Raw genomic sequence first — 14293 nt, 5'->3', positions numbered from 1 at the left:
GGGGTTTGACGTTTAGGTCTCGAGGATCACGTGAATTGCCTGGATTTATCGGCAATTGGGCCGATCCTCGAGACCTACCCTTCATCCCGGGCTATTCTCACTAGAGCGACCCACTAACTAAATCTGGGTGGGATCCTCACCTTTTTCCTTGCCGCGGCCGTTTCTCGGGTGAAACAGTCGCACCAGCAGCCGGATCACCGCTGGCAGGTGGCTGGCGATGAGAATGACGGAGAGTAACCGCACCATCTGGATGGTCACCACCTCCGGACCGGCACCGCCCTCAATGGATAGCGCGAGCACGGTATCCAACGCGCCGGGACTGCTGGCGAGATAGGCCTCGAAGTAGGAGATATCCAGCCAGTAGGTCAGTGGAATGGCGCTGAGTGCGCAGCCGATCATCAGCACCACGATAAACAGCAGCGTGGCCGGCAGCTGTTTTGTGAACACCTTCAGCGCGGCGAGGGAGAGACTACCGCCGCAGATCCAACCGATGATCAGGAAGGCGAAGATGCGCAGTGGTTCCGGCGGCAGCATGCTCAAATGATCCGGTAGCAGCAGGCCAAGGGCCACCGTGAGTAGCAGCGGAGCGATCACACTCGGGGCGGGTAGGCGGAGCAGTCGGCCGAGCTTTTCGCCGAACACTGCTACCAGTATGATCACCGCGAGCATCAACCAGCTAAATCCCGAGACTGCGGAAGTGAGGCTGCCGGCATGCCCCGGTGGGGTGAACAGCACCGCCACCACCGGTAGGGTCACCGAGACGAAGATCATGCGCAGGTACTGGGACAGTGCCACATAGCGGTAATCCGCGCCGACCTCCATCGCCAGCGGCGGCATGAGGGAGGCACCGCCCGCCAACATGGAGAGGATACCGGTCTCCGGACTGATCTCTTTCTGCGCACGAGCAAGGAACATGCCGCCGAAAATACCGATGCTCAAGGTGATGAAGGTGACGAAGAGACCGGGTAACAGGAAGCTGGCAACCTGCCACGCGGACACCCCGATCAAGGGAAGACCAGCGAGAATGCCGATGATGCCACGCCCGCTCAAACTGATGTGGTGGTTGAGTGGAAGTTCCTGGCCAGAAATCAGGGAGCTGGCCCCGGCGGTGAAGATACCGGAGAGGATCCAGGCCGCGGGAACATTCAGGCTGGTCAGCGCCCATCCGAGCAACAGTGAGAAGACGACCACCAGCAGCCAACGCAGGGGGAGCCACCAGTTTTTCTCAGCTACCATCATCCTGCGGTGTCACTTCCTCTGGTCTCGACTTACTTAAGCTCGTTCGAGTGTAGGCCCTCCGTTGCTATGGGTCGCGATCAGCGTTCAGGATGCCCAATCTGCTGATTGGTCGCCTCGAGAGGGTTTCGTTGTCAGTAGAGGTCCACCAAAAGTTGTGAGGATGAGGAGCGACAGCTTTTAGGCCCACTCCAGAATTGGTGTGCCGCTCTTCCACTCCGCCAGAGGAATAAAGATTCCTCGGGCATAACATCGCTGCTCACTGCCCGGGATAGCCGCAGCCACGGGGCCTGCGCGGATCAGCACATTGCATTTCAGCGAGGCTGTCGAATTCGCTCATTCCCGGCTGATTCTGCTGGGTGAGGGCACCTTCTCCGGCGGCGGCAGCGTCGATGAGCGCAGCTGGACCGGCGGCAGCGGAGCTCATTTTCCACCACGCGCAAACTGCGCCTTTAGGGCTCCACCGGCCCGACCAGCACTTCATAGGAGTCCGGTGTGATGAGAATGCCGCCTTGTTCGGTGCTGATGGTCACCTGATTCGGCTGCCGGAGATCCACCAGCGCGGTGCCCACCACGAGGGTGTTCTCTCCCTGCACCGTGGAGTAGTTCTCCGTCTGGGAGGTGATGGGGGCCGGGTCGGCGGTACCGCGGGCGTGCGGCGGGTTCTCGGTATAGATGATGCGGGTGGCCTGTGGGCGCAGGGTGCTGTTCATCTTCCAGGTGGTGGGGAAGTCGGCGTAGCAGTCGGCGATGGGGCCGTCCTGGTGCCCGATATCGCAGAGCAGGTTCTGGTTGGGGTTGATCGGCAGGCGGTAGCGCCCGGCCACCAGGGTTTGCTCGATGATGGTGGTCGAGGGGTCCGTGGTCTCGGTGGGGGCCGCGACGTCGATACGCGTCGGGTTGTTCTGCACCTCCGGCGGCAGGCCGGAAATATCAGAGTTGAAGGTGCCGTTCTGGATGGTGTGGGTGCTCAGGAAGGTTTCGGTGACACCTTCCGCGGTTGTTCTGCTGGCGTGTCCGTGGATCACGTGGAGGGTGTGGGTATCGGTCTGCTCCACTGATTCCACGGAGCGCATCATGAAGGGCAGTGGGTCGGTGATCAGTTGGTCACCCTGGAAGAACACCACCACATCACCGAGGGAACTGCCGGTGCCGCCAGTGTTGTCGATACTGCCGAGGGAGCCCTCCAAGACGATGTAGCTCAGTTCGGCGCAAGGATCGAAGTGGTTCTCCCGGATCTGGAAGTTATAGAAGGTCTCATCGTCATGGGTGACCGGGATCCGTTTCAATGCCATGTACTGACCGAAGCCGGTGTTGATCAGATCGGTGTGCGGGTTCTCGCAGGTGGCTGTCGGGGGAGTGCTTGTCGAAGACCGTGATTGTCCGGCGGTGCTGGCCCCGGGCGCAGTGGTGCGCAGCGCAGTGGTGTGGGGCGCCGTGGTGTGGGGCGCGATGGTCCGGTTGGAGCGGAGATCGGCGGCCGGCGGTGGGGAGGTCTCCGGGGGCAGGGTTTCCTGGTTGGCGGAGTCCGCGGCATCGACAGTTGAGGACACCGAGGAGGGGGAGGAGGCTTCAGGGAGGTTGAGGAACGGGGCGCTTGGCTGGCAGCCGACGAGCAGTACAGCGGAAAGAACCGCTGCCATGGCGGCCAGCGGACGTGTTCTGGAAATCCTCAACGTATGCGTCCTTTCCTGTCTCGCGGTGGTCCCATCTCGAGTGTCAGGTATGTTTCCCCAGGATACGGTATCCAGCTGAAGAACACATATGGAATAGTCTGGATTGTTACCTAAATCTTGATCATAATTCAGTGTCCCGGCAGCCTTTGGGTAGCTATGAAGGGAAATTAGGAGAGTTCATATGGGTTTGGAGCTTTCCGGCTGGGCGATCCTGATCGCTGGTGCCGCAGTCGCGGGCTGGGTAGATGCGGTCATCGGCGGCGGCGGCTTGGTGCTTATTCCGTTGATCCTGGCGGTGATGCCCTCCTTGGCGCCGGCCACCGCCCTGGCCACCAATAAGCTCGCCGCAGTGTTCGGTACCGCCTCCGCGGCCTTCACTCTGGTGCGCAGGGTCAGGCCCTCAAAGACATTGTTGCTGGCCTACGTGCCGGTGGCGATGCTCTGCTCCGGGCTGGGGGCGTTGGCGGCCAGTCTGATCCAGGCTTCACTGATGCGTCCGGTGATCATCGTGCTGATGCTGGCGGTGGGACTTTTTGTGGCATTTAAGCCGAGCTTCGGCACTGGGACGGGCGGGCTGCTGCCAAGCCGTGGGTGGCGTCGCTGGGCGGCCTTGGGCGGGGTGGCGCTGGTGGCCGCCTATGACGGGGTGTTCGGCCCCGGCACCGGCATGTTCCTGATCATGGTGTTCACCGCGGTGCTCTCCCAGAATTTTCTCACCTCCGCAGCGATGGCCAAGGTGGTCAATACCGCAACCAACCTCGGGGCGCTGGTGGTGTTCGCCTTCGGTGGACACGTGTGGTGGCTGCTGGGGTTGGTTCTGGCGGTGGCGAATATCGCGGGTGCCCAATTGGGGGCAAGAACTGTCTTGGGTGGGGGGATTAAATTCATTCGCATGGCACTGATCACAATGGTGGTGATTATGAGTGTGTATCTCAGTTACCAGCAGTTTTCAGCTCTCTGAGGTCCGGTTAACGGATATGGAGTGGACAAAGCTGTCTGTCACAGGTGCTCTTCAGCTAAATCTCCGATGAAAAGCAGCCGCTATGGCTACGCTCAGAGTCATGATCACAATCAATCGCCCGGGCCCTGGGTCCGCGGATTCGGAGCCTGAAAGTATCGGAACCGGCGTTCTCGCCGGACCTCACCAGGACTCCACTATCGTTGTCCGTCTCCCCGAAAAAGATATGGAACAGCAGCAACTGGTGGAACTGGTGGAGGGCGCGGTAACCGCCTCCAGTTTGCTGAACCTTCCTGAGCTTTTTATCTATGCCACTGCTGAACAGCTGCCCCAGCTGGCAGTCGCCACCGCTGAGGTCCCCGGCATTCCGGAGGGCTTCCGGCTCTGCCAGATCGATGTCGAGACCGGTGAACTTCCCGACCTCCCAGCAACCGCCACCACGTTATCGGTGGAATCGCTGCTCCGGCTGAATCGGGCGCGCCAGGCGGTGTAACCGCGAGGAATCTTCAATCACTGCATCATGAATTTCTGCGAGCGGATCCCCGAACCGGGAATCCGCTCTTCTGCTCTGGGCGCCCGGCCAACCCCGGCACCTACATCCGCCGTTTGACCTTCGCGGTGGCGCGGGCCGTCCAGGGATCCTCCGGCCAGGGGTGCTTCGGGTAGCGGCCACGCATCTCGGCACGCACCTGGTTATAGGGGCCAGACCAGAAGCTGGCCAGGTCATCGGTGACCGCCAGCGGGCGGGCAGCAGGAGAGAGCAGATGGAATTGCACCGGCACCCCGGCCACCTCCGGGGACTGCGCCAACCCGAAGCACTCCTGCAGTTTCACTGCCACCACCGGACGCCCAGAGGAATAGTCCACCCGGTGGGTATTTCCACTGGGCACCGTCAAGCGTTCTGGAGCCAGTTCGGCCAAGTTACCCGCCTCTGGCCAGGGGAGGAGTCGCTGCAGCGCCGGGTACATATCCAGTTTGCTCATGGCGGTCCCGCTGGCCAGTGAGCGCAGTTCCGGTCCCAGCCATTCCAGGGGATCAGCTGAGGCCGGATTCGGCCAGGGCACCCCCACCTGGGCATGCAGGAACTCCAGCCGCTCCTTGAGCCCAGCGGCTTTCTCAGAGAAGCGGAACATGGACAGCCCATGCTGCCGGATGCCATCGGCCAGCGCCGCCGCGGCATGCTCCGGCGGTACCTTCACCGGGGTAGCGGAGAGTTCAATGGCCCCGGCCCGCCGGATCTCCCGGCCGCGGACCTTGCCATTCTCGAAGTGGGCGGAGAGCACCTTCTCCACCCCGATTGAGGCGAGGGCGTCCGGCTCGCTGATCCGGGCCGCTGCCCGGATCACCGCCTTGGAACCGGTACGCGCCACCTCCGCGATGGCTAACCAGGGCGCGCCGCTCAAGCCGAGATCTCCCGGCAACTGCGCCCGGGTGCCGCTGGCCAGCAGATAATCCTGCTTATCCGGGTCCTCTAAGCGGGCGACCTGCCCGGGGAAGGCGGTGGCTACGGCAGCACCCGGATCCACCCGACCCCGGTCTTTGCCCGCCAGACGTTTCAAACGCTTGACCTCCCGGTCGAAGCTGCGTTGTCCCCGCAGGGTGCGCAGCTGCGCACCGATGTCCCCGCGCGGACTGTCCGCCAGGCAGGCCGCGACCTCGGCGGCCCCGGGACCGTGCGCCAGCAGCGCAGCGCCTAACGGCGGCGAGACCGGCATCCCCGCCAAGGTGCGTCCCCGGTCGGTCACCGCGCCCTGCTTATCGATGCCCCCCAGACCCCGCAGCACCGACTCGGCGTCCTGCAGTGCCGGGGCAGGCGGGGCGTCGAGAAGCGGTAGGCCCTCACCGCGTGGGGTGCCCCAACAAGCCAGCTGGAGGGCGGCCTGGGTGAGATCCGAGGTCCGGATTTCCGGGGTGATATGTGGGCTGAAGTGGCGGAAATCAGCCTCACTATAGGCCCGTATCACCTGGCCGGGGCCCTCTCGCCCGGCACGTCCAGCCCGCTGTTCGGCGGTGGAGCGGGCCTCAGAGATGGTGACCAGGCCGGACATTCCCCGGGCGGCATCACGACGCGGGACCCGGGACAGTCCGGAATCAACCACGATGCGAACCCCCGGTACGGTCAATGAACTTTCCGCCAGGGAGGTGGAGACCACGATCCGGGCCCCTCCGGAAGGCGTCAGGGCGGCATCCTGTTCCTGGGAGCTGAGCCGGCCGTGCAGCGGGAGCACCGGCAGGTCCGTCAGCCCCCGGGCGGTCTGGCACACCCGTTCCACTTCGCGCACGCCGGGCACAAAGACCAGCGCAGAATCCCCGGAACGCTCGGCCGCAGAGACCGCGCGCCGGGCCAGGTGATCGAGGAAACTCCACTCGATGCCACGGTGGCTGAGCCGGCCTTCCGCCGGGGCGTACTCGATGGACAGCGGGTGGATCACCGCCGGGGTGTCCAGCACGGGGCCACCGAGCAGCTCGGAATAGCGGGCGGCATCCAGGGTGGCGGACATCGCCACCAACTGTAGGTTTTCCCGGAGTTCGCGCAGCTCAATGAGCATGCCCAGGATCAGATCGGTATCCAGCTGGCGCTCGTGAATCTCATCGATGGCCACGGCCGCCACACCCTCCAACGCGGGATCGTTCAGGAGCCGGCGCAGCAGCACACCCGGGGTCAGAAATTCCACCATCGAGCCGGGATGGTGCTCACCGCGCACCGAGAAACCGACCCGGTCGCCGAGCGAAGAACCGTCCAGGTGCGCGAGCCGACGCGCCGCGGCGCGCACCGCCACCCGGCGCGGGGCGGTGACCAGTACCTTCCCCCGGGCGTGGTTGGCCAGGGCAGGCGGGACCAGGGTGGTCTTGCCGGTGCCGGGCGGGGCCTGGATGACCAGGGCGCCGGACTGTCCGAGCAGCCCGGGAAGCTGGCCGATGGTGGCCGCCACGGGAAGCCCGGTGCCGATGTGGTCGAGGTTGAAGGGGTGCGTGTTCATCTCCTTCAACAGCCTAATCATGGAGCTCAGGCAGCCACCCGGCGGATCAGCTTGTCCACCTCCACCACCAGGAAGATCACCACGCCCACGGCCAGCGGGATCAGCCACCAGTCCAGCGGCACGGTGGTGGTGTGGAACGCGGACTGCATGAAGGGCAGGTAGCCGAAGGCCAGCTGCAGGAGGAGCATCAGGCCCACGCAGAGCCAGGAGATCGGGTTGGTGCTGAACAGTTCCCGGCGGATCGAGCTGACCTTGGAGAAGCGGCTGGCGAAGAGGTAGAAGATCTGGCCGACCACCAGGGTGTGCACCGCGATGGTGCGCGAGGCCGCCAGGTCCACGCCGGATTCCTGCGCCAGGAGGAAGACCCCGATGGTGGCGCCACCGATGAACAGGGAGGTGTAGATGATGCGGATCACGGCCTCGGCATCGAGGATCCCGGTGTTCGGGTCCCGGGGTTTACGGTCCATGACATTGGGTTCGCTTGGCTCGAAAGATAATGCCAGGGAGAGGGTGACCGCGGTGATCAGGTTGACCCACAGCACCTGCAGCGGGGTGATCGGCAGGGTCATGCCGAGCAGCATGGACACCAGGATGACCAGGCCCTGCGCGCCGTTGGTGGGCAGCATGAAGACGATCGTCTTGCGCAGATTGTCATAGATGGTGCGGCCCATCTTCACCGCATCACCGATGGTGGCGAAGTTATCGTCGGCCAGCACCACATCTGCGGCATCCTTGGTGGCTTCGGTGCCCTTGATGCCCATGGCCACGCCGATATCGGCCTGCTTGAGGGAGGGGGCGTCATTGACGCCGTCACCGGTCATGGAGACAACCTCACCATTGGCCTGCAGTGCCTGAACCAGCCGGAGTTTGTGCTCCGGGCTGGTGCGCGCATAGACGTCATACTCGCGGACGATCTCGCGCATCCGCTCATCAGAGGCGGCTTCGATCTCGGGGCCGGTGATGGTTTTCTCGGCGGGGATGCCGATCTCCCGGGCGATGGCGGCGGCGGTGGCGGCGTGGTCACCGGTGATCATCTTGACGTTGACCCCGGCGCGGTGGAAGGTGGCCACCGCCGCGATGGCCTCTTCCCGCGGGGGATCGATGATGCCGTAGAGGCCGAGGAAGCTGAACCCGCCGGCATCGACATCCTCGATGGAGATCCCGGTGGTATCTGGTGAGGCGGAACGTTCCGCGGCGGCGAGCACCCGCATGCCGCTGGCCCCGAGTCTTTCAATTTCGGCCTCCCAGTGCGCGCGCCCCAGCGGCCGGGTGCTGCCGTCCGGCAGGCATTCTGATTCACAGCGGTCCAGCAGCCGGTCGGGGGCACCCTTGAGGTGGATGACCAGGCCCGCACGGTCGGAGTGGGCGTCCAGGGTGGCCATGTACTTGTAGTCGGAGTCGAAGGGGACAGCGGCGATGCGTTCCCCCTCATAGGACACCCCGGTTTTCATGGCGAAGGTGCGGATACCACCGTCGGTGGGTTCACCGATCAGGGTCCAGACATCGCCCTGCTTTTCGACGTCCGCATCATTGGCGTAGGCGGCGACTTTGGCGATGCGCCACAGGTCGCGGTGCTGGTGCACCGCAGCGGTGACCACCGCGTCGGGCTCGGCCGAGTCGGCGTCGATAAGCGTGATGCTGCCGGTGGGGCCATAGCCGGTGCCGGTCACCCGGTAGCGGTGGTCCGGGGTGACCACCTCCCGGACGGTCATCTCATTCTTGGTCAGCGTGCCCGTCTTATCCGAGCAGATGGTGGTCACCGAACCGAGGGTTTCCACTGAGTTCAGGCGGCGGGTGATCGCATTGCGGCCGGCCATCTTCTGCACCCCCAGGGCCAGGGTGATGGCCATGACCGCAGGCAGGCCCTCCGGGATGGCGGCGACGGCGAAACCGATGGCGGACATCAGCAGATCCGCGAATTCGGTCTGGTACAGCACCGCCGAGATGATCATCATGAGCACCGCCAGGATCACCGCGATCACGGCGAGCAGGGAGGAGAACTTCGCCATCGTGCGGGTCAGCGGGGTCTCCACCTGTTCCACGCCCTCGAGCATGGTGGTGATGTGGCCGATCTCGGTATGGGAACCGGTGCCGGTGACCAGGCCGAGCCCGGCACCGGCGGTGACGGTGGTACCGGAGAAGGCCATATTCGCGCGATCACCGATCGGGGCATCAGCGGCGACTGGTTCCAGCGCCTTGGTCACGGGGACGGATTCCCCGGTCAGGGCGGATTCCTCGATCTGCAGGTTCTGCTGCTGGATCAGCCGCAGATCAGCCGGGACCTTATCGCCGGCCTTGAGACGGACGATATCCCCCGGAACCAGCTCCTCGGCGGGGACATTGTCCCAGCGTCCCTCGCGCAATACCGCGGATTCCAGGGAGAGCATCTTGCGGATCCCCGCCAGCGCGTCCGCGGCCTTACCTTCCTGGAAGTAACCGACCAGGGCGTTGATCAACACCACCGCGGCGATGACGATGGTGTCCACCACCTCGCCCAACACCGCGGTGAACACCGCCGCCGCGATGAGTACGTAGATCATCGGGTCCCGGAACTGCCGCAGCAGGCGGTGGAAGGCGGATTCCGGTTTGGTCTGCGGCAGTGCGTTGGGGCCGAACTTTTCCAGCCGCTCCCGGGCCTGGGCGGCGGGTAACCCGGATTCGCTGGCATCCAGCTGCGCCAGGGCCACCGGCAGCGCCAGGGCGTGGGGTGAGGAGAGGGTCTCGGGCATCGTCGAAGAATCCGATGAATCCATCTGGTCCGGTGCAGCCATCAGTCACCTCAAGTTTGATGTGGGAGGAACAGTACCCACTCTATGACCAGGGCCGGACACGCGCCGGATGATCACCGATTCTGAGGTGGAACCGTGCCGCTCAGCTTGGGAGTGGGAGCGGATTCACCGGAGCACCCGCCGGGAGCTGGGCACGTTCGAAGCGGGCGGGATCCAGCGTGCGGATCACTCTCGCCGGGGTGCCCATCGCGAGGCTGTTCGCCGGGATATCCCGGGTGACCAGCGAACCGGCCCCGATCACACTGCCATCGCCGATGCTGACACCCGGGAAGACGGTCACCCCGGCGGCGAGCCACACATCCTCACCGATGGTGATCGGCTGGGCACGTTCCCAGCCACCCCGGCGCATCGCCACATCATCCACCGGATGGCCGACGGTGATCAGCTGGCAGTTCGGGGCGATCATGGTGCGGTCCCCGATCCGTACCGCTGCACTGTCGAGGATGGTGACGTTGACATTGATGAAGACATCCCGCCCCAGGTGGGTATTCACACCGTATTCGATGGCCGCCGGCGCCAGGATCGTGGCACTGCCATCACCGTCGAGTAATCCGGCGACCAGTTCACGGGCCCGCTCCGGCTCAGTGTTGGCCAGCTCATTGAATACCTTGAGCTTCCGCGCGGTGTCCAGGCGTTGCTGCCCCAGCTCCGGATGCTCGGGCTGGTGCCACTCGCCCGAGCCCATCTGAGCCATCGCGCCGGGCTTGTTAAAGTCACTGTCAGTCATACCCGCCCATACTGGTGGAAAGGTGCGGAACATGCCATCGCTTTTCGACGCCGCGAACCTGCCGCGCCCGGCCCGGGAGATCGCCCCCGGGGTGGTGCACCTGCCCGGGCTACTGTCGCCGGTACAGCAGGCGGAACTGGTCAGCCAGGCACGGGAGATTGCCCGCTCGGTGGCCGGCACCCCGGTGGCGATGCGCCGCCCGGTGGTCGGTTCCGGTCAGATGAGCGTGCATCTGCTCAGCCTCGGCCACCACTGGCAGACCAACCCCTACCGGTTGGTGCGCTCGGTTGAGGGGTATCCGGTTCCGGCGGTCCCCATGAATTATCAGACCCTGGCCGCTGATTTTCTCCGCCGGGCGGGGGAGCTTTCCCCGGAACTTGCGCCCTGGGCCGCCGACTTCCGTGCCGAGTGCGGGTTGGTCAACTACTACCCGCCGGGATCTTCGATGGGGATGCACATCGACGCCGATGAACCCTCCGCGGCACCGGTGATCTCCCTGTCCATCGGAGACACCGCCATCTTCCGCATGGGCAACACCGCCACCAGAAATAAGCCGTGGGTGGATGTTGCGCTGTTCTCCGGGGATGTCATCGTTTTCGGGGGCCCCGCCCGCCGGGCATATCACGGCGTCCCCGCCGTCCAGGATGGAACGGCACCGCTGGACTGTGGGCTGAAGGAAGGGCGGATCAACATCACCCTCCGAAAGTTCGCGGAGGGAACGGGGGTATGAGGTGGGTCTGGAGTGGTCTTTCGGGGCGAATTTTCTGAGCTGGGTTTTTGGAGTTTCCAGGAAGGGAAAAAGCACCGCGTGGGGGTATGTAATCCACGGGCCCCGCCATGTGATGGTGTCCGCTGACACACTGTGGGCATGGCAAACTCTGATAATTCCCAGAAGGTAGCAATCGTCACCGGAGCTTCCGGTGGAATCGGTGCGGCCACCGCAGCGGCCCTGGCCAAGGATGGTTGGCAGGTCATCGTCGCCGCCCGCCGCAAGGCCAACATCGAGGAGGTCGCCGCAGAGATCGGTGGTACCGCCATCGAGCTCGACATCACCTCCGAAGAATCCGTTCAAGCCCTGGTCGACCAGGTTGATCGCGTGGATCTGCTGGTCAACAACGCCGGCGGCGCGAAGGGCCTGGACCCGATCGCCCATGCCAACCTCGATGACTGGACCTGGATGTACGAGACCAATGTCCTCGGCACCCTGCGCCTCACCAAGGCACTGCTGGATAAGCTCATCGCCGCTGAGGGACACGTCATCAACCTCGGTTCCATGGCATCCTTTACCGCCTACGCCGGTGGCGCCGGCTACAACGCCGCTAAGTTCGGCGAGGGTGCGCTGACCCGGGTGCTGCGGCTTGAGCATGTCGGGGATCCGATCCGGGTGACCCAGATTGATCCGGGCCGCGTGGAGACCGATTTCTCCCTCAACCGTTTCAAGGGGGACCAGGCCAAGGCTGATGCCGTCTACGCCGACAAGCTCAACCTTTCCCCCGAGGATGTCGCGGAATCCATCCGTTGGGCCGCCTCCCTGCCCAAGCACGTCAACATCGACCGCATCCACATCATGCCGCGGGACCAGGCCTAACAGCTCAAGCCCCGGACCTTCTTCGCCCCGCTAGGATACTTCGGGTGACTACCACCACCCTGCTGACACTGATTGCCGTCTGGATCGCTGCGATCGCCTCGCCGGGGCCGGATCTGCTGCAGATCATGCGTCTGGGAGCGAAGAGCCGCGCCGCCGGCATCTGGTGCGCACTGGGCATCATGGTGGGCAACACCCTCTGGATTCTGGCCAGCATGTTGGGTCTGTCCGCGCTGATCAACGCGCAACCATCGGTCCTGCACCTCTTGCAGGTGCTCGGCGGCGCCTTCCTGATGTGGATGGGTTATTCCTCGGTCAAAGGTGGATTGGCCACCCGCCGCCGGAGCGCGAAAGTGGTGGCCAGCGCCGAGCCTTCGAACCGGGTGGGGGAGACCGCGGCGTCGATAAGCGCCGCCGATGATATGAGCGCCTGGCAGGCGCTGCGGACCGGCATCCTCACCAACCTCGCCAACCCCAAAGCGGTGCTGTTCTTCGGCGCGGTCTTCGCCCAGTTCATCCGACCGGACATGGGAGTCGCGGTCAGTGCGCTGATCGCGATGCTGCTGATCATCATCGGTATCGCCTGGTTCGTGGGGGTGGCCCTGGCTATCCGGAGTGTGGCGAAGATGCTGCTGCGGAACTCCGCGCTCATCGACATCATCGCCGGCATCATCTTCATCCTGCTGGGCGCTTTCATGGTCTATGAGGGCATCGCCGGATTCCTGGCCTGAGTGCGCGCTAGCCCGGCGATTGCCATCTCAGGCATCCCGGGATGCCCACATGTCACGGGGCGTCGATAGACTGAGCGGCATGCAGAGTGAGGACAACGTGGCCGTAGCCATCAGCGGCGAGAACATCAAACTCGGACAGTTCGTCAAACTAGCGAATCTGGCAGGTACCGGCGGCGAGGCCAAGGGGCTGATCGCCCAAGGCGAGGTCACCGTTAATGGCGCGGTGGAGACCCGCCGCGGTGTCACCCTTGAGGTGGGCGACATCGTCTGCATCGGGGAGCACTGCGCCCGCATCACCGCCGAAGCAGGCGAAGACGACTACTTCGATGAAGCCACCGCCAATGATGATTTTGACCCCGAAAAGTGGAGGAACATGTAATGCCCGCATTTGAAGCCGTCGGTGGCATGCCGTACTGGATTGACCTGACCACCTCGGACCCCGCGAAGTCGGCGTTCTTCTACTCCCAGCTGCTCGGCTGGGAGATCAAGGAAGAGGTCGAGGGCTCCGATTACCGGATCGCCCGCGTGCAGGGCCTGCCGGTGGCGGGATTTATCCGTCAACCGGAAGACGCCCCCTTCCCGGACACCTTCATCACCTACTTCCTGGCCAAGGATCTCGATGATCTGATCGCCCGCGCCCGGGAGAACGGCGGCCGCCTGCTGGGTGAGCCCACCGAGGTGCAGTTGGGACGTATGGCCGTGCTGGTTGATACCGCCGGTTCCATGTTCGGACTGATTGAGCCCCGCGGCGAAGATGCCTTCATCGCCGCCGGCGAGCCAGGCACCCCGGTGTGGCACGAGAACACCGTGGTCACCAACTATGACCAGACCGTGAAGTTCTACCGCGACCTCTTCGAGTGGACCGTGGCCACCATGGACCAGCCCGATGACTTCAAATACACCACCGCACTGGTCGAGGGCGCGGCCTTCGCCGGACTCTTCGGCGCTGAGGGCCAGTTCCCGCCCGAGGTCCCCAGCTTCTGGCAGTCCTACCTCGGCGTGCTCAACATCGACGAAGCAGTGGCCAAGACCCCCGAGCTCGGCGGTGAAGTGATCCGTGAGCCCTGGGACTCCCAGTTCGGCCGCATGGCGATCATCGCTGATTCCACCGGAGCTACCCTGACCCTGTGCGAGGTGGAGGAGCCGGTCGAGGAAGGACGCGAATCTGACCCGCTACTGGACATCGACCTCAGCCAGTTCGAGTAGAACACGCTGATCATGGGCCCGGACCTTGAGCTTGATGATCTCAGCTCCCGGGTCCTTGACATTGTGGAGCAGGTGCCGGCGGGAAGCGTCGTCACCTACGGGGATATTGCCAAGCAGTGCGGCACCGGGCCCCGGCAGATTGGCCGGATCATGGCCACGGTGGGGCAGCTGGTGCCCTGGTGGCGGGTGGTCCGCTCCGATGGCACCTCGGCAGTGGCCCACAAAGCTCGGGAGCACTGGGCCGCAGAGGGCATCGGCTACCGGGAATCGGGGGATTCCTGGAAAGTTGATCTCAAGGCTCACCGGCTGGGGAATCTGTAGCGTTTCGGCAGGGGCTGTCGGGGCTTCCGTGCTGGGGGTCTGGCCTGGCTAGAACCCTGACCTGGGGTTTGACGTTTAGGTCT

General features: G+C 64.2%; 14 protein-coding genes. 8 read left to right on the top strand and 6 right to left on the bottom strand.

The genetic code is table 11. The annotated features are described in order from the left end of the window. Positions 1-117: 117 nt before the first annotated feature. From ACTU46_RS16090 to ACTU46_RS16080, 3 genes are all read right to left on the bottom strand, one after another. The gene (locus tag ACTU46_RS16090) at positions 118-1239 is read right to left on the bottom strand and encodes an AbrB family transcriptional regulator (RefSeq protein ID WP_443383917.1); all 1122 of its coding nucleotides are present in this window, start codon (positions 1237-1239) and stop codon (positions 118-120) included. A 256-nt stretch (positions 1240-1495) separates the two neighbouring features. Beyond that, entirely contained in the window at positions 1496-1663 is a 168-nt protein-coding gene (locus ACTU46_RS16085; RefSeq protein WP_443383914.1) for a hypothetical protein, read from the bottom strand. A gap of 25 nt (positions 1664-1688) precedes the next feature. Continuing rightward, positions 1689-2912, bottom strand: coding sequence for a hypothetical protein (locus ACTU46_RS16080; protein WP_443383912.1), 1224 nt, complete (start codon positions 2910-2912; stop codon positions 1689-1691). 181 nt (positions 2913-3093) lie between these two features. On the opposite strand from ACTU46_RS16080, the gene ACTU46_RS16075 reads away from it, so the two are divergent. Both ACTU46_RS16075 and ACTU46_RS16070 read left to right on the top strand, forming a co-directional pair. After that, on the top strand, positions 3094-3873 hold the full coding sequence (locus tag ACTU46_RS16075; RefSeq protein WP_443383909.1) for a TSUP family transporter: 780 nt from the start codon (positions 3094-3096) through the stop codon (positions 3871-3873). A gap of 100 nt (positions 3874-3973) precedes the next feature. Continuing rightward, positions 3974-4363: a hypothetical protein gene (locus ACTU46_RS16070; RefSeq protein ID WP_443383906.1), complete on the top strand. Its 390-nt coding sequence runs from the start codon at positions 3974-3976 to the stop codon at positions 4361-4363. A gap of 100 nt (positions 4364-4463) precedes the next feature. On the opposite strand, the gene hrpB is transcribed toward ACTU46_RS16070, so the two are convergent. The 3 genes from hrpB to ACTU46_RS16055 all read right to left on the bottom strand — a co-directional run bounded on the left by hrpB (position 4464) and on the right by ACTU46_RS16055 (position 10367). Continuing rightward, entirely contained in the window at positions 4464-6851 is a 2388-nt protein-coding gene (gene hrpB / locus ACTU46_RS16065; protein ID WP_443383903.1) for an ATP-dependent helicase HrpB, read from the bottom strand. A 26-nt stretch (positions 6852-6877) separates the two neighbouring features. Next, positions 6878-9622: a cation-transporting P-type ATPase gene (locus ACTU46_RS16060; protein WP_443383900.1), complete on the bottom strand. Its 2745-nt coding sequence runs from the start codon at positions 9620-9622 to the stop codon at positions 6878-6880. A 100-nt stretch (positions 9623-9722) separates the two neighbouring features. Then, positions 9723-10367, bottom strand: a complete 645-nt coding sequence (locus tag ACTU46_RS16055) for a sugar O-acetyltransferase (RefSeq protein WP_443383897.1) — start codon at positions 10365-10367, stop codon at positions 9723-9725. A 31-nt stretch (positions 10368-10398) separates the two neighbouring features. Between ACTU46_RS16055 and ACTU46_RS16050 the strand changes: the two genes are divergently transcribed. The 6 genes from ACTU46_RS16050 (at position 10399) to ACTU46_RS16025 (ending at position 14210) form a co-directional block, all read left to right on the top strand. Then, complete coding sequence (locus ACTU46_RS16050) at positions 10399-11097, top strand: alpha-ketoglutarate-dependent dioxygenase AlkB (protein ID WP_443383894.1); 699 nt, start codon at positions 10399-10401, stop codon at positions 11095-11097. 138 nt (positions 11098-11235) lie between these two features. Continuing rightward, complete coding sequence (locus ACTU46_RS16045) at positions 11236-11955, top strand: SDR family oxidoreductase (RefSeq protein WP_443383891.1); 720 nt, start codon at positions 11236-11238, stop codon at positions 11953-11955. A 44-nt stretch (positions 11956-11999) separates the two neighbouring features. Continuing rightward, the gene (locus ACTU46_RS16040) at positions 12000-12683 is read left to right on the top strand and encodes a LysE family translocator (RefSeq protein ID WP_443383888.1); all 684 of its coding nucleotides are present in this window, start codon (positions 12000-12002) and stop codon (positions 12681-12683) included. 79 nt (positions 12684-12762) lie between these two features. Next, a complete protein-coding gene (locus ACTU46_RS16035) occupies positions 12763-13062 on the top strand; it encodes an RNA-binding S4 domain-containing protein (RefSeq protein WP_443383885.1) in 300 nt (99 codons plus the stop codon). Beyond that, positions 13062-13889 (top strand): VOC family protein, encoded by an 828-nt coding sequence (locus ACTU46_RS16030; RefSeq protein WP_443383882.1) that lies wholly within the window; start codon positions 13062-13064, stop codon positions 13887-13889. The genes ACTU46_RS16035 and ACTU46_RS16030 overlap by 1 nt, the downstream gene beginning before the upstream one ends. A gap of 12 nt (positions 13890-13901) precedes the next feature. Further along, the gene (locus tag ACTU46_RS16025; protein ID WP_443383879.1) at positions 13902-14210 is read left to right on the top strand and encodes an MGMT family protein; all 309 of its coding nucleotides are present in this window, start codon (positions 13902-13904) and stop codon (positions 14208-14210) included. Positions 14211-14293 lie beyond the last annotated feature (83 nt).

Source organism: Corynebacterium sp. A21 (assembly GCF_052266655.1).
GTDB lineage: Bacteria > Actinomycetota > Actinomycetes > Mycobacteriales > Mycobacteriaceae > Corynebacterium.
This window is presented reverse-complemented; position numbering and strand designations above follow the sequence as displayed.

Coding starts and splice junctions, on each gene's coding strand:
- ACTU46_RS16075 (WP_443383909.1), top strand. CDS start 3,094: ATGGGTTTGGAGCTTTCCGGCTGGGCGATCCTGATCGCTGGTGCCGCA.
- ACTU46_RS16025 (WP_443383879.1), top strand. CDS start 13,902: ATGGGCCCGGACCTTGAGCTTGATGATCTCAGCTCCCGGGTCCTTGAC.
- ACTU46_RS16050 (WP_443383894.1), top strand. CDS start 10,399: ATGCCATCGCTTTTCGACGCCGCGAACCTGCCGCGCCCGGCCCGGGAG.
- hrpB (WP_443383903.1), bottom strand. CDS start 6,851: ATGAACACGCACCCCTTCAACCTCGACCACATCGGCACCGGGCTTCCC.
- ACTU46_RS16035 (WP_443383885.1), top strand. CDS start 12,763: ATGCAGAGTGAGGACAACGTGGCCGTAGCCATCAGCGGCGAGAACATC.
- ACTU46_RS16045 (WP_443383891.1), top strand. CDS start 11,236: ATGGCAAACTCTGATAATTCCCAGAAGGTAGCAATCGTCACCGGAGCT.
- ACTU46_RS16055 (WP_443383897.1), bottom strand. CDS start 10,367: ATGACTGACAGTGACTTTAACAAGCCCGGCGCGATGGCTCAGATGGGC.
- ACTU46_RS16030 (WP_443383882.1), top strand. CDS start 13,062: ATGCCCGCATTTGAAGCCGTCGGTGGCATGCCGTACTGGATTGACCTG.
- ACTU46_RS16070 (WP_443383906.1), top strand. CDS start 3,974: ATGATCACAATCAATCGCCCGGGCCCTGGGTCCGCGGATTCGGAGCCT.
- ACTU46_RS16060 (WP_443383900.1), bottom strand. CDS start 9,622: ATGGCTGCACCGGACCAGATGGATTCATCGGATTCTTCGACGATGCCC.
- ACTU46_RS16090 (WP_443383917.1), bottom strand. CDS start 1,239: ATGATGGTAGCTGAGAAAAACTGGTGGCTCCCCCTGCGTTGGCTGCTG.
- ACTU46_RS16085 (WP_443383914.1), bottom strand. CDS start 1,663: ATGAGCTCCGCTGCCGCCGGTCCAGCTGCGCTCATCGACGCTGCCGCC.